Origin of the sequence: Psychrobacter sp. NPDC078501, assembly GCF_044900935.1 — a bacterium.
Classification (GTDB): Bacteria; Pseudomonadota; Gammaproteobacteria; order Pseudomonadales; family Moraxellaceae; genus Psychrobacter.
In genome coordinates this window covers 332,724-346,209 of the sequence record NZ_JBJDOS010000001.1, presented here as the reverse complement: position 1 = coordinate 346,209, position 13,486 = coordinate 332,724, and the positions used below count along the sequence as shown (strand labels likewise).

Annotated in this window: 13 protein-coding genes and 1 tRNA gene; 9 read left to right on the top strand and 5 right to left on the bottom strand. The window is 42.5% G+C overall.

Translation table 11 applies throughout. The features are described 5' to 3' along the window. Nucleotides 1-483 precede the first annotated feature (483 nt). Nucleotides 484-732: a hypothetical protein gene (locus ACI2IW_RS01360; RefSeq protein WP_404692394.1), complete on the top strand. Its 249-nt coding sequence runs from the start codon at nt 484-486 to the stop codon at nt 730-732. Between the two features lie 83 nt (nt 733-815). Here ACI2IW_RS01360 and ACI2IW_RS01355 read toward each other — a convergent pair. Both ACI2IW_RS01355 and ACI2IW_RS01350 read right to left on the bottom strand, forming a co-directional pair. Next, nucleotides 816-902 (bottom strand) — tRNA-Leu (locus ACI2IW_RS01355). A gap of 152 nt (nt 903-1,054) precedes the next feature. Beyond that, a complete protein-coding gene (locus tag ACI2IW_RS01350; RefSeq protein ID WP_404692393.1) occupies nt 1,055-1,828 on the bottom strand; it encodes a ferredoxin--NADP reductase in 774 nt (257 codons plus the stop codon). A gap of 426 nt (nt 1,829-2,254) precedes the next feature. Here ACI2IW_RS01350 and tsaA point away from each other — a divergent pair, with 426 nt between their 5' ends. The 8 genes from tsaA (at nt 2,255) to gspK (ending at nt 10,279) form a co-directional block, all read left to right on the top strand. Beyond that, nucleotides 2,255-3,100 (top strand): tRNA (N6-threonylcarbamoyladenosine(37)-N6)-methyltransferase TrmO, encoded by an 846-nt coding sequence (gene tsaA, locus ACI2IW_RS01345; RefSeq protein WP_404692392.1) that lies wholly within the window; start codon nt 2,255-2,257, stop codon nt 3,098-3,100. A 59-nt stretch (nt 3,101-3,159) separates the two neighbouring features. After that, nucleotides 3,160-4,947, top strand: a complete 1,788-nt coding sequence (locus ACI2IW_RS01340) for a GspE/PulE family protein (protein WP_404692391.1) — start codon at nt 3,160-3,162, stop codon at nt 4,945-4,947. A 158-nt stretch (nt 4,948-5,105) separates the two neighbouring features. Then, a complete protein-coding gene (locus tag ACI2IW_RS01335; protein ID WP_290177744.1) occupies nt 5,106-5,894 on the top strand; it encodes a TatD family hydrolase in 789 nt (262 codons plus the stop codon). Between the two features lie 233 nt (nt 5,895-6,127). Next, nucleotides 6,128-6,811: a TetR/AcrR family transcriptional regulator gene (locus ACI2IW_RS01330; protein WP_057759351.1), complete on the top strand. Its 684-nt coding sequence runs from the start codon at nt 6,128-6,130 to the stop codon at nt 6,809-6,811. Nucleotides 6,812-6,978: 167 nt separating this feature from the next. Continuing rightward, nucleotides 6,979-7,803, top strand: a complete 825-nt coding sequence (locus ACI2IW_RS01325; RefSeq protein ID WP_404692390.1) for a prepilin-type N-terminal cleavage/methylation domain-containing protein — start codon at nt 6,979-6,981, stop codon at nt 7,801-7,803. 38 nt (nt 7,804-7,841) lie between these two features. Then, on the top strand, nt 7,842-8,312 hold the full coding sequence (gene gspI, locus ACI2IW_RS01320) for a type II secretion system minor pseudopilin GspI (protein ID WP_404692389.1): 471 nt from the start codon (nt 7,842-7,844) through the stop codon (nt 8,310-8,312). Next, nucleotides 8,309-9,163 carry a type II secretion system minor pseudopilin GspJ gene (gspJ, locus tag ACI2IW_RS01315; protein WP_404692388.1) on the top strand — a complete coding sequence of 285 codons (855 nt, stop codon included), beginning with the start codon at nt 8,309-8,311 and terminating at the stop codon, nt 9,161-9,163. The genes gspI and gspJ overlap by 4 nt, the downstream gene beginning before the upstream one ends. 48 nt (nt 9,164-9,211) lie before the next feature. After that, on the top strand, nt 9,212-10,279 hold the full coding sequence (gene gspK, locus ACI2IW_RS01310; RefSeq protein ID WP_404692387.1) for a type II secretion system minor pseudopilin GspK: 1,068 nt from the start codon (nt 9,212-9,214) through the stop codon (nt 10,277-10,279). A 22-nt stretch (nt 10,280-10,301) separates the two neighbouring features. Here gspK and ACI2IW_RS01305 read toward each other — a convergent pair whose 3' ends face one another. From ACI2IW_RS01305 to ACI2IW_RS01295, 3 genes are all read right to left on the bottom strand, one after another. Further along, complete coding sequence (locus ACI2IW_RS01305; RefSeq protein WP_057759356.1) at nt 10,302-10,982, bottom strand: TetR family transcriptional regulator; 681 nt, start codon at nt 10,980-10,982, stop codon at nt 10,302-10,304. A 104-nt stretch (nt 10,983-11,086) separates the two neighbouring features. After that, entirely contained in the window at nt 11,087-12,502 is a 1,416-nt protein-coding gene (locus tag ACI2IW_RS01300) for a deoxyguanosinetriphosphate triphosphohydrolase (protein WP_404692386.1), read from the bottom strand. 274 nt (nt 12,503-12,776) lie between these two features. Next, nucleotides 12,777-13,400: a hypothetical protein gene (locus tag ACI2IW_RS01295; protein WP_404692385.1), complete on the bottom strand. Its 624-nt coding sequence runs from the start codon at nt 13,398-13,400 to the stop codon at nt 12,777-12,779. Nucleotides 13,401-13,486 lie beyond the last annotated feature (86 nt).

Genomic DNA, 13,486 nt, shown 5'->3' with positions numbered 1-13,486 from the left:
CTCAATACTTCTGTTTCAGTATCGATTATTAAACGGTAAAGGGGTTTTTCGAATATAGAACCATAAAAATATGGCAATATGCGAATAATTTATATATCAATAATTAAATATAGTGTAAGGTTAATAGTCAGATATATATGGCGTTAAAATACTAATAAATTAAATATAGTTAATATATGTTTACTAATAGATGTTCTGTATGGTACATACCTTAAGTTTTTCAGATTTTCTATACCGTCTGTCTGAATATAATAGCCTTCCATCATGAATATTATAGTTATATGTTACAGTTCTAATGCTATCGTTTTACAATATATTAACCACGATAATCAATAGTTATGAAAGTAATAAATGGTTTTTTATAGGAATTTTATTTACCTGATAAAACATTGTTTATAGCTCATACCAAACTTATAAATTGAGTACTGGCAAATTAACTTTCTAAAAATATTAATGAGAAAGTTCAAGATAATTAAGGAGCTGATGATGAGTCATGAACTAAAAGGGAGCGATTTGACAAGAGCAATGTTAGCGCGCGGTGATGAAAATATATGGTGTGCGGTTTGTGATGAAAGCGATGAACAAGCGATGATGGATCAGTGTGGTAATGATTTTACCGCTTATATCGTATCGTTTAATGATGGATATTTTTATTGTAGCGCTGGCATGCCATGGAGTTATGCAGTACCGATTAAGATAAGCGCTGTTATGCCATTTGAAGTATCGATATAAACGAGTTAAGAATTTGTTAAAACAAATATAAACAATAAGCACAAAAAAACCTCCGATAAAGGAGGCTAATTTGTACTATATATTGGTACCAGTGGTCGGACTCGAACCGACACGCTTTTAAAGGCAACGGATTTTGAATCCGTCATGTCTACCAATTCCATCACACTGGCATGTTAGGTGATAATAGTTATTGACTAAATATTATCTAATTGGGCTACAGTGTTGACTGTATAGGCTGCGTATTATAGCAGCCTATTTACATGCGTCAAGTATTATTTTATACAATTTTTCATTTATTCTAACGATGCTAAATAGCATCATTCTAGCCGACAAAGGCACGCTCAACTGCGTAATCTGCTTGCACACCCATACGTGGTGAAACAGTCAGGCCAAAATCATCTAAAATAGCAGAAACCTCAGCATTAAATGGCATGCTGCCACAAAGCATGACGCGGTCGTCTTCTTTATTCATTGGCGGTAAACCAATATCTTCGAACAATTTGCCTGATTTCATCAAATCAGTGACACGTCCTTGGTTTCTGAATTCTTCACGCGTAACGGTTGGGTAATAGATGAATTTTTCGCGATACCATTCGCCAAAGATTTCATCGTTAGGCAGCTCATTTTCAAACATTTCGCGATAAGCCAAATCATGAACATGACGTACGCCATGTACTAAGATGATTTTGTCAAAACGCTCATACACTTCAGGATCACGTGCTAGTGACAAGAACGGAGCAAGACCAGTACCAGTAGAGAGCATGTACAGGTTCTTACCTGGTAGCAGATCGTCCAAGACTAGTGTGCCCGTTGGTTTTTTACTGACTAACAGCTCATCACCTACTTTGATATGCTGTAAGCGCGAAGTTAATGGACCATCTTGCACTTTAATAGAGAAGAATTCTAAATGATCTTCATAGTTAGGGCTAGCAATTGAATAAGCGCGTAGTAGTGGCTTGCCATCGACAACAAGTCCAATCATCGCAAATTCGCCATTACGAAAGCGCAAACCATCGTCACGAGTGGTTTTGATACTAAATAGAGAGTCATTCCAGTGATGAACCTCTGTTACCGTTTCGGTGCGAAGTTTTGACATAAAGTCCTCGTTAATAAGTTGTTATTTGTGTGTTAAGTTTGAATAAGTATTAAATCAGAATTTACAATGTTAAATTGAACATTGTAAAAACGTATCAGTCTTTTAATCGTTGTCGAAACTGCTATTTTTATGAACGAGTAAATGATGAGTAAGCGCAATAGAACTAGTTTATCAGCTTATATACAGCTATCTATTACGGCATTAGACATAGTAGATTTGCGTCAACGATGACAGCATTACTGGTCATATCGCCCAAATGTAAATGACTCTCATCAAATTTCTTGCTCATAATACCAAACTTTAAAATAAAAATCCGTCTAGCAGTGATTGTCTAGCATGATAAAATGGAATATCGTTAGTGAGTAATTTTGTATCATTTGACAAAACTGCCTTATCAGGGCAGTTTTGTATTACTGGAGTTGGTATATGCTTGACGAGAATTCCCTGTTAGATAACTACCATCAAGCTCCTGTTATTGGCTATCACCGTGCCCCGCTTTCACAAAAATTCGGTGTGCCGCGCCAGCCAAACCTAGTCGCTTTGACTAGTGTCATTGAGATGTTAGCGCCATATGATACGCCAGCTGCATTTGTTGGTTTGGACAAGTTTAGTCATATATGGGTGAGTTGGCAGTTTCATCATAATTATCGATATAAAAATAACAATGAAACCAGTACTAGTTTTCGCGCTCAAGTACGCCCACCAAGATTGGGTGGTAATCAAAAAATAGGGGTGTTTGCCAGTCGCAGTATGTATCGTCCTTCAGGACTAGGCCTATCTGTTGTCAAGCTCGAACAGGTCAAAATAGTTCAAGGTCGTGTATTATTGATTATCGAAGGTGCTGATATGATAGATGGCACGCCAATCATCGATATAAAGCCATATGTGGCCTATAGTGATGCGTTGATTCAGACAGAGAGTGGTTTTGCACCAACCGCTCCAGAATTATTAAACGTAACCGTGACCGATGCTGCTAACGAACAGTTTATGATGTTAGTAAACAACAGTACTCATAATAATAAGACAAGTGTTAAAGACGCAAATACTGGGTCGAACAGTGCGACAGTTGCGTCTACAGTTCATCATATACAAAATCAATTGATAGCCTCAGATATGAGCATTATCAAAGAGCTAATTGCCCAAGACCCGCGTCCAGCTTATCGACGGACAGAGATCGCTACACCATTTGTTATGCGTTATAAACCCGTTGATGTGAGTTTTCAGTTGATAGAATCAGGACAGCTACAGATAACTGCCGTAGCTGCAATCTAACTGGCTTGCACTGATATCATTTTTGACAACACATTTTAAAACAATAGAAGAAGAGAGATATGTCTGCTCAACAGTACTCGATAGTGATTGATTTGCGTTGGTGTCTAGATGAGCTATTGGCAGATAAAGTGATTGACCAACGCGGCTATAACCTAGTCATTACTAGCCGCCGCGACAAAGCGCAGCACCCTCTACTAACGATTAGTGAATTTGGCTTGCCTAATGGCCATGCGACGGACAATAGCGCTGAAAATAAATTAACTTTGGCTTGGCTCAACCAGTGGTTGGCGGCTAAAGCAGATATGTCTCTCGTTCGTATTGACCCTCTAAAAGTTGATGTCCCTGCAGTTACACAATTGATGTCATTTGAATATGCACGTTCACAGCATATTTTACCGATTGAGGTCGCTGTAGACGAAGTGGTTATCGGAACAGATCAGCCTTTTTATACTGACTGGCACTCAAGTATTGAAAAATTGATCAAATCAAAAAGCTATCGTACGGTCTATATCAATCCTGAGCAGATCAAACGCTACCGGCAGGAGTTCTATCAAGTCACCCAAGCGATCGCAGGCGCAAATAGTGTCCATAAGCGTGCAGCTGCCGATGTGACCAATGTCGAAGCATTATTGCAATTGGGTGACAATACCAACCCTGATGCCAATGACCAGCATATTGTCAGAGTTGTTGACTGGTTGTTGCAATATGCTTTTGAGCAACGAGCTAGTGATATTCATTTAGAGCCACGTCGTGAGACAGGTAAGGTGCGCTTCCGTATCGATGGTGTACTCCATACGGTGTATGAGATGCCATTGGCAATCATCGTCGCGGTGACCGCACGTATTAAAATTCTAGGGCGACTAAACGTTGCAGAAAAGCGTAAACCACAAGACGGTCGTTTAAAGACGCGAACGCCGAAGGGACTAGAGACAGAGCTTCGTTTATCGACTATGCCAACTGCGTTTGGTGAAAAGCTGGTCATGCGGGTATTCGATCCTGAAGTACTGGTGCGCTCCTTTGCTCAGCTTGGTTTATCGGGCAAGCAGCTTGAAACATGGCATGAATTGACTGCTCATCCAAACGGGATTATTTTGGTCACTGGGCCTACAGGGTCGGGTAAGACCACGACCTTGTATAGTACTCTCAAGCAGCTAGCGACTGAACAAGTCAATGTCTGTACCATCGAAGATCCTATTGAGATGATTGAACCTGCATTTAACCAAATGCAAGTAAATCCAGGCGTTGATTTATACTTTGCTGACGGCATTCGCTCTTTGATGCGCCAAGATCCTGACATCATTATGGTAGGGGAGATTCGTGATGCTGAAACAGCTAATATGGCAGTACAAGCCTCATTGACAGGGCATTTGGTGCTCTCGACACTACATACTAACGATGCGCCAAGTTCAATCACTCGTTTGCATGATTTGGGTATTCAACCATTTTTGACATCAGCGACTATCTTAGGCGTAATGGCACAGCGCTTGTTACGTACGCTATGCCCGCATTGCAAAAAAGCAGTAGACGTTGTGCCAGATAGTGAGATTGCCATTCAATGGCAGGAGTTGGTACAACCATGGCGTGCGCCTACTCCAGCACAAATTTATATGGCTCAAGGCTGCGAGCATTGTCGACACACTGGTTATCAGGGACGAGTCGGCCTATACGAGATTATGCCATTGTCTAACGAATTAAAAAAACTGGTCGCAGCCGATACAAACTTAGATGTACTCAAACAACAAGCCTATCGCGAAGGACTACAGCCATTACGTTTATCAGGCGCAAAACGTATTAGTGAAGGCGTGACAACTATAGAAGAGGTGATGCGAGTCGTGCCTCTTAATTAGTCTTATGTATTAGGACGTGCATTAGTGGATATTATTTTAAAAATAGGAAATACGATGCCACTTGAAAACAGCGCACCTCACAGCAATCAATATAATGAAAATTTCAATTTTTAATTCCCAGACTTTTAATGGATAAGTTTTTAACAACGAGATTATTTATGTTTACAGATACTCATTGCCACCTCAACCGTTTAGATTTGACGAAATACGATGGTAAATTATCTGGCGCGATTGACGCCATGAAAACTGCTAATGTTACCCGTGCGATGGCGATTATGTGTGATTTTGCAGAATACGACGAGATTGCCAATATTGTGAGCACCTATGGTGACGAGACGCTAAATCTAGGGATGAGTGTAGGAATCCATCCTTGCGAAGATATCGATGTACTTAAATCAGCGACGGTTGAGCGTCTCATAGAGACTGCTGATAAAGACCATGTATGGGCAATAGGCGAGACAGGGCTAGATTACTACTGGTCTACAGAAAATAAAAAAGAGCAGCAAGCCAGTCTTGCACGCCATATCCATGCCAGTCAGCAACTAAAAAAACCGCTTGTCATACACATGCGTGACGCAAAAGAAGATACGATCGATATCTTAAAAAGTGAAGGCGCTGAGCATGGTATTATTCATTGCTTCACTGAAGACTGGGAGACTGCGAAACGTGCTTTAGATTTAGGATTTTATATCTCCTTCTCAGGTATTGTTAGCTTTAAAAGTGCCCAAAATATCCAAGATGCTGCAAGGCACATGCCTAGAGACAGAATCTTGATTGAGACAGACAGTCCATATTTGGCGCCTGTACCTAAGCGTGGTCGTCCCAATGAGCCTGCCTACGTACCTTATGTCGCCAGCTTTATCGCAGATATGTACGGTTGTGATAGTAACGAGGTTGGAGCATTAACCGCAAAAAACTTTGAAAATTTACTGGCACAGTATCGCTAAAATGGTTATGCTATGACCAGTCAGTCATTTATGTGATAGTCTTATAGTTCAATCCCCTTTAGTATTTGAATTGCTAAATGTAACTATATGATTATCAATGACTATTTGTAAATATAAGCATATCCCTTTTATGGTATTTCAGCAGTTCTTGTATAGTTTTATACGCTCATTGCCAAATGTACGCACATAATTGATGGTCATATGCTTAATCTTGTCATGTTTTAGGAGAGATTATGAGTCGTCAGCACCAGTTCAAGGCACGAGAAGAGAACATCTTAGCGATGGCAGAGCAATTGCTACTTGAGTCAGGCGATGGTGATATCACTTTAGACAGTTTGGCAGATCAGCTCGATTTGGCTAAAGGCACCCTTTACAAGCATTTCTCCAGTAAAGATGAGCTTTATCTGCGTATTATTATTCGTTACGAAGAGCAATTGTTTGAGATTAACCGTATTGATGACTGCCCATCGGCAGGCGTTGCCCGTATGATTTTTCAGCAGTTATTCAACCCGCAAAAAGCCATGCTATTGAACCAAATTGAAGAGCGTTTGGCAGCATCAGTGACTGGTCTCAATCGTTTGTTTGGTGAGTTATATGATATCCGTCGCCAGCGCATGAAACGTTTGATTGATATTATTAGTGCATACTTAAAAGACGAACACAGTAATTTGAGTACTCGTGATTATCTATCGTCTATTTGGGCGATTGGTCAGGGCGGTGCGGGACTACTAAACTCAAGCTTTTACCAACGCTACTTAGGTCGTCGTGATACGCTGCGTTACGCCTTTGTTCAGCAAGTACTAGAGTTGCCAAGTCATTATCCTGCTGACGATGAAGAGGTCATGGATGAAGATATGCAAGAGCTGGTAGAGCAAATCGATACTGAATCAGAAGAGCACCGTAATACCAACTACTAAAGTAGTTATTAATAAAGTAGCAAGTAATTTTTGGGTTGTGAACCTTTTTCGGCTTTAATAAATCGTGTTGTAATGCTTACTATTGCAGCACGAATTCATATATCTTCTACATTCTTTAAAACCCTTTCTCATTCTGCGATAATTAAAATTGGGCTTATAGGTGCAATATGCCGGTCACTGTCAAGACTCAGTCCAGTTCAGCGGCTACTTGCTCTTTTACTCTAATTAATCAAACGTCTCAGTCAAGCTGCTTAGATACAAGACCTACAGACCATTGTCACAGCTGCGCCTCCATATCAACTAATACCCATCACTTATCATCAGTCTCATCGTTAAACAGTCGGACACAGACTGGTTTTACATTGGTAGAAATCGTGGTGGTAGTGGTTATCTTATCTATATTTGCTGGCATAATGAGTTTGTCTGTCGGTAGCAGTGAATCCCGCAAAAACCGCGCTTTTTATGAGCATTTGACCGATTCGTTGAGCTACGTTCGCCTATTATCGGCTGAACGTATGCAGCCGATGGGTTTGCGTATGCAGGCAGATAAGCAAGGTCAAGTAGAGCCAGTCATTGTTACCCTATCAAATCCATATGTCGCGTACCAGACAACAGAGATGATGTCAGATAGCACCGACAGTCAGCCTAAGAATGCTATGGAGCTGTCGGCAGAGGTGGCTGGTCTATCAGGCTCTACTAATGAGAAAAAACCAACGCCAAGTTGGGAGGTTGAGTTGGGCATCAATTTGCCTGAACCGCCTACTGGCGTAAGTATTAGAGTTCAAAGTTTAGATTCTAGTAGTTTACAAAATATGGGACGAACCCAAACGTTACAGCCTTGGTTTAGCGACCAAAACGTACCACAAGTCTTGTGGTTTGGTACGGGACAAGCAACGCCTGTCACCATTGAAGTGCTTCATGATTCGCGTTTAGTGGGCGAGGTGATTACTATAATGCCAGATGGCAGTATGCGAATCGGACAGGGGGTATAGTGACTAAATTATATAAACCTCCTATGACAAGCCAGCCTATGTCATCAAAATCCATATCACTCAAGTGTGGGCGCGAGAGCGGCTTTACCCTTATCGAAGTGATGGTTGCTCTGGCTATTTTGGCAGTGGTAGCAGTCGCGGCGAGCCGTGCCAGTAGTGCGTATCTGAGTTCGGTTGATATATTGCGTACTCGTACGCTTGCTCACTTCGTTGCCCAAAATGCCGCCGCTGATTTACGTATTCAAGAGACGTGGCTGACAGCCAACCGCACCCAAACCGTTAATGCACAAGGGCGCAATTGGCAAATAGAAATGACGGTCGGTGACGCCATCACACCTGCCTTAAAAGAAGTAAATATCGCAGTTTCGCCTATTATAGATGGACAGACACGCACATCGGTCACTGATATCACTGTGATGCTAAGTAATGCTGAGCAAGATACGAACAGTTTGGATTTAAGTGGTCTAAGCATAGCAGGTAATAGCGAGCAGGCCGGGGGCGGTCTATGAAGCATCAGCGTGGTTTCACACTGCTTGAGCTAATGGTTGCAATGGCAATATTTGCGATGTTAGCCGTTGCAGGCTGGCAAGTATTTGATGGGGTCAACCGTGCTCGTGAGCGCGCACAATTCCATGCTGACAATCTGGCTGTCCTGCAGTACGCCTATTTGCAACTACAGCAAGACATGGGTCAAATCATCCCTTATCAAGCGTCTACTACTCAAAGTGTCAGTGCGACGAATAACAGTCCAAGCGATAGTACTAACGCGAACACTAGCTCCCAATCAAGCGAGCAAATGAACGAAATAGCGCCTGAGCCCTTTATGAGCTTAGATAGTGAAATTATCAGCTTTGTACGCTTTGCCGATCCTGATCCACGATATCAGAGTAGCAATAGACTCCAACGTATCGAATATATTTTTGCGGATGAGCGTTTGATACGTCGCCAGTATACCAGTATGGAAGGCGGGCGTGATAGCGTCAGCTTGGACAGCGTATTGCTTGAAGGTGTCACAGCAGGGAGCTGGCAAGCCTATCTACCAGAGCTAAGTACCAGATTTCCGAGCGATGACGCTAACAGTGGCAGTAGTACAAATACAGCGGTGGGACAGTCAGCGAATACAGCGAGTCCTAAGCCAACAGCTGTTTTATTACCGAAAGGAGTCGCGGTCAGCTTTACATACCAAGATATGCCAATCACTTGGCAATGGGCACTCGCCCCGCAACCGATATCGCCTAGCAATAGTCAAAGCATGGCCAATGATACAGATAGTAGCAGCAATGATAACGCTAATAACGACGACAGCGGTAGTGACAATAATAGTAGTGCGGATAATAGCAATTTAGGAACGAATAATTGAGAAGGTAGTAGTTAAAATGCATCAATTGCTCAATAACAAAGGTTATGTATGTCAATGACTGCGAACTCTCAACGCGGTGTTGCACTGCTGACTATCTTATTATTGGTAGTAAGTATTACTGTGGTTGCAGGGTCGATGCTTGCTAGCCAAAAAATTGCAATTAGGCGTAGTGGTCTGTTATTCGATCAAAATCAATTGCTGCAAGATATCGATGCAGGTCAACAGTTGGCAGTGACGATGATTCGCGCTGATAGCAACCTCAATGATACGGATAGTGCGCAAGATATCTGGGCACAGCCTATACCACCTTATACATTGGCTAGTCACAGTGTCAGCATCGAGCTACGCGATGAGTCTGGTCGTTTTAACATTAATAACTTGAATCAAGATGGGTCAGCCAACACCACTGCTTTAGCAGTATTCCAACGACTACTCACGCAACTAAATCTAGAGCCTGATATTGCTATTGCTATACTTGATTGGCAAGATGCAGACGGTGAGGTATACCAAGATGGCGGTGATGAAAGTACGGTATATGCGCAGCAATCAAATGCTGTAGCAACAGATGCTCTGCCAAATCAGCCTTTTGTCAGTATCGATCAGCTACTAGAAGTGACGGGGGTAAGCGCTGAGACATTAGCAGTATTACGGCCTTATCTTACCGCAGTGCCTTATTATGTGCCGATTAATATCAATACTGCCAGTCCTGTATTGTTAGCCGCACTAGTTGATAATGCTAACAGCCAACAGATGCAATCACTGGTAGATATGCGCGCACAGCAGGCGCTGGCGTCTATTGATACAGTATGGCAATTACCGATATTCGGCAGTCTAAATGATGAGCAACGAAAAGCCTTAACACCAATGCTTGCCGTTGATAGCCAAGCATTTATGGCACTTATCACAGCGACTGATAATGCAACTGTCGGTCAGGCTAGAGAGCGTTTTGCCACTGTTTTGATTAGTAAAACCGTCGTTGATAATAATCAGGCAGTTAATAGTAGTCAGACAGCTAATAATAATCAGGCGAGTAATAGTAGTGGGGTAGACGGTAAAAGGCCCAAGGAAGTCAAAGTAGTAACACAGCGACTATGGGCATTTCGTCCGAGCTTTTAGCGGATGGTATTGAGAGCAACATTTAGTCTTTTAGGCGTGTTTCTTCGCTAGACTTCCAATTATAAGCCCCGTAAAAAAGCATCTGTGCTTGACGAGTACAGTTATGTAGCATTAGCTGCTTGTTTTCTTCGATTTCGTTTAGATCAATCTCATCATCATGATCTTCTGTATAGGTCAGCTCTAGCCAATCAATAATCCAAGAGAAGAACATATTTACGCCAGCCTCAGCTAATAGGCGACGGTCATAAGCATTGATATGGGTAAACGCTGGCTGCAACGCTAAGTCGTCGGCCAACCCTTGAGCATGTATCTTAATCAACTCATTGATGGCTTTTCGTACTGCTTCTGACCCACCATAACGCTCACTGACCAAGAACTGCCAGTAATAAGGCTGATCGCTGACCATATACAAGAATAGCTGAATACTTTTTGCGATTTGACGATCAAAGCTACGTTTGCGCCCAATCTGCAGGCTATCACTTAACGTGGCTAACGTACCGCCCAATTCCTCAATGACCAAAGCGCGCCCGAGTGACTCCATATCATCAAAATGGCGATAAAACGCAGTCGGCACAACGCCAACCTCGCGTGTTACTTGTCTGAGACTGATAGAGCTAAAAGATTGCCCTGTCATACATAAATCGAGCACAGCATTAAAAAAGGCGTGCCGAGTTTGAAGTTTTTTTTGTTCGCGACTGCTCATAATATTTCAAAATTGTCCGGTAGGTGTTTATCATACTCATTTCAACGCATAAATACGACTGAAATACGTCATTCGTGTTAATTTACTAAACCTGTACTGGTCTTTTAAACCACTGTGCCCCAATGACCCTGCAATTCTTGCGCCAGTCGATAAGCTTCATGGTCATTCATACCTGTAATAAAATCCAAAATATTTAAGACATTATGATAGATATCGTCAGACAAGATGCGGCGATGTTCGTCAAGATGGGGCTGTAGTAATCTTAACAGACGTTGCTGCTCAAAAGACATCGGCGGCTGCATAGTAGCAGATTGCGACCCTGTCCAAGCGAGTGGCATAAAGGCATTCAATAGGCTATGCAAGCACTGATTGGCCATCAGCTCCATTCTTACTTTGCTCGGATGATTGAATATTTTTTCGCGTGCCAGTTGCTTAGCTTGATTGATACCATTCTGTACGCTGGTATCGCAATGGGCAAATAGGCTGCCTTGCAACGTGCCAGCTAGTAATGCATCACTGTTGGCTACAAAGGCATCGGTGACGGTATTGACCAAACGCATCATGGCTCGTGCCCGAAGGGAGGCGAGACTTTGTCTGACAGACATATGCGCTGGCAAGTTTACGCTACTCGGACGTTCACCAATCAGCTCATAAAATATCGTAGCCACTTCGCTATAGGTTAACATATTCAGATTGATGCCATCTTCTAAATCGATTAGCGCATAACAGATATCATCCGCCGCTTCCAATAGGTAAGCCAATGGATGGCGCGCAAAGCCATCATGTTGCTCCGAGCGTGGTAAATGCAAGCATGCCGCTAATTCTTCTAGTTGAGAGGCCTCACTATAAAAGCAGCCAAATTTTTGCACGTTATAATGGTTTTCATTGACATCGTTACTGTGAGTTGCCAACCACGGATACTTCATAAAGGCGCCTAGCGTGGCACAGGTGAGCCGCATACCACCCTTGTCAGGATGATGCTCATTACGTGCCAATAGGCGAAACCCTTGAGCATTACCCTCGTATGCCAGTAAGTCTAATCGCTCGTTGCTGCTTAAATTTTCCAAAATCGCTTGCGGTTCAGGCTGCCGAAACCAATCACGAATCGCATACTCTCCAGCATGGCCAAAAGGCGGATTGCCAATGTCATGAGCGAGACAAGCTGCTTGTACGATCACACCGACGTCTGCAGGTGAAACTCCTGCTGGTAGGCCGCTACCTAGTGCATCATGAATTTTTTCGGCAGCCATCATTCCCAAAGAGCGACCAATAGAAGACACTTCTAACGAGTGAGTCAGACGCGTATGAATACCGAGCTGATTGGTCAATGGATGGACTTGGGTTTTCTGATTTAACTGGCGAAAAGAGTGAGAAAATACCAGTCTGTCATAGTCTTTGTGAAACTGAGAACGAGTACTGGTATTGGCGTTAAATTTTTTGGAAGCACCAAGACGTTGTGAGTTGAGAAGATGTGACCATTGTGTGGTAGGGGACGACAAGGAAGTTGGTTTATTTAGCATATTGAAACATCCGGAACCAAGGGAGCCTCTAGCATAGCAAAATAGCGCCCTTGGTACAGCTATATAGTCAGAGAACTACTAAACGGCTACGGTGTTACCCTCCTTAGAAGTGCTATTTTTACAATCTGTAGTCGGCTGCCTTGTACCCATTTTAGACTTCTTTGACTAGAGTTAATGCCCTATAGATCGGATACGGTGCCAGTTTCGCTTAGCCTACTATTGGTAGTGCTTTCACTCGCTTTGCCTGTATCCAAGTTATATTGAATCAACTATATTAAGACTTTTGACAGTTAAAAAGTACGTCTTCCTTGTCGATAGCTACATCGCTGTCCAGTGTTTTATTGAGCAATGTCGCTTTGTCTCCATTTACTTGCCATATGATGCCGTGGGTATCGTCTAATCCAATATCGCTGGTATAGATGCCCTTATCAGCATCAGTTTCACTATTAGCAGTAGCTGTTAAATCGTATTCGATACCATCGATGAGCAAATGCGCTGTCTGTGGTGTACTGTCGCTATGATAAGAAACGCCAATAGTAGCAGTAGGCTCACAAGAGAAAGGAGTGCTGTTGCTGGTATGAGCTGCATGATCATGACCTGCGTACGTATGTTCCTCGTGATTATGACTTTCATGATCGTGTCCTTCATGATCGTGTCCTTCATGATTAGGCCCTTCATGACCATGTTCCATATCGCTATGTTCTTCGTGGCCGTGCTCTTCATGCTCTTTATCGTCATGCATCTCATGACCTTGTTCATGCTCGGCGTGATTATCTATTGGTGCTTCTTCAGATGCCACTGCATCGGTATCGTTGTTTGGCTGACAGCCCAGTAAAGAGCCTGCTATCACAGTTCCTAATATCGTAATACCTGCAAGTCTAGAAGAATAGTTAGTCACAGTATGAACCCTCAAATAAGAAAAATAAAGATATGTTATAATATAACAATTGATAGATAAAATAAAGCCGATGATGGAGAATATCC

What these genes read in the sequence shown, in the direction of transcription:
- ACI2IW_RS01360 (WP_404692394.1), top strand. Translation starts at nt 484, where the DNA reads ATGATGAGTCATGAACTAAAAGGGAGCGATTTGACAAGAGCAATGTTA.
- ACI2IW_RS01350 (WP_404692393.1), bottom strand. Translation starts at nt 1,828, where the DNA reads ATGTCAAAACTTCGCACCGAAACGGTAACAGAGGTTCATCACTGGAAT.
- tsaA (WP_404692392.1), top strand. Translation starts at nt 2,255, where the DNA reads ATGCTTGACGAGAATTCCCTGTTAGATAACTACCATCAAGCTCCTGTT.
- ACI2IW_RS01340 (WP_404692391.1), top strand. Translation starts at nt 3,160, where the DNA reads ATGTCTGCTCAACAGTACTCGATAGTGATTGATTTGCGTTGGTGTCTA.
- ACI2IW_RS01335 (WP_290177744.1), top strand. Translation starts at nt 5,106, where the DNA reads ATGTTTACAGATACTCATTGCCACCTCAACCGTTTAGATTTGACGAAA.
- ACI2IW_RS01330 (WP_057759351.1), top strand. Translation starts at nt 6,128, where the DNA reads ATGAGTCGTCAGCACCAGTTCAAGGCACGAGAAGAGAACATCTTAGCG.
- ACI2IW_RS01325 (WP_404692390.1), top strand. Translation starts at nt 6,979, where the DNA reads ATGCCGGTCACTGTCAAGACTCAGTCCAGTTCAGCGGCTACTTGCTCT.
- gspI (WP_404692389.1), top strand. Translation starts at nt 7,842, where the DNA reads ATGTCATCAAAATCCATATCACTCAAGTGTGGGCGCGAGAGCGGCTTT.
- gspJ (WP_404692388.1), top strand. Translation starts at nt 8,309, where the DNA reads ATGAAGCATCAGCGTGGTTTCACACTGCTTGAGCTAATGGTTGCAATG.
- gspK (WP_404692387.1), top strand. Translation starts at nt 9,212, where the DNA reads ATGTCAATGACTGCGAACTCTCAACGCGGTGTTGCACTGCTGACTATC.
- ACI2IW_RS01305 (WP_057759356.1), bottom strand. Translation starts at nt 10,982, where the DNA reads ATGAGCAGTCGCGAACAAAAAAAACTTCAAACTCGGCACGCCTTTTTT.
- ACI2IW_RS01300 (WP_404692386.1), bottom strand. Translation starts at nt 12,502, where the DNA reads ATGCTAAATAAACCAACTTCCTTGTCGTCCCCTACCACACAATGGTCA.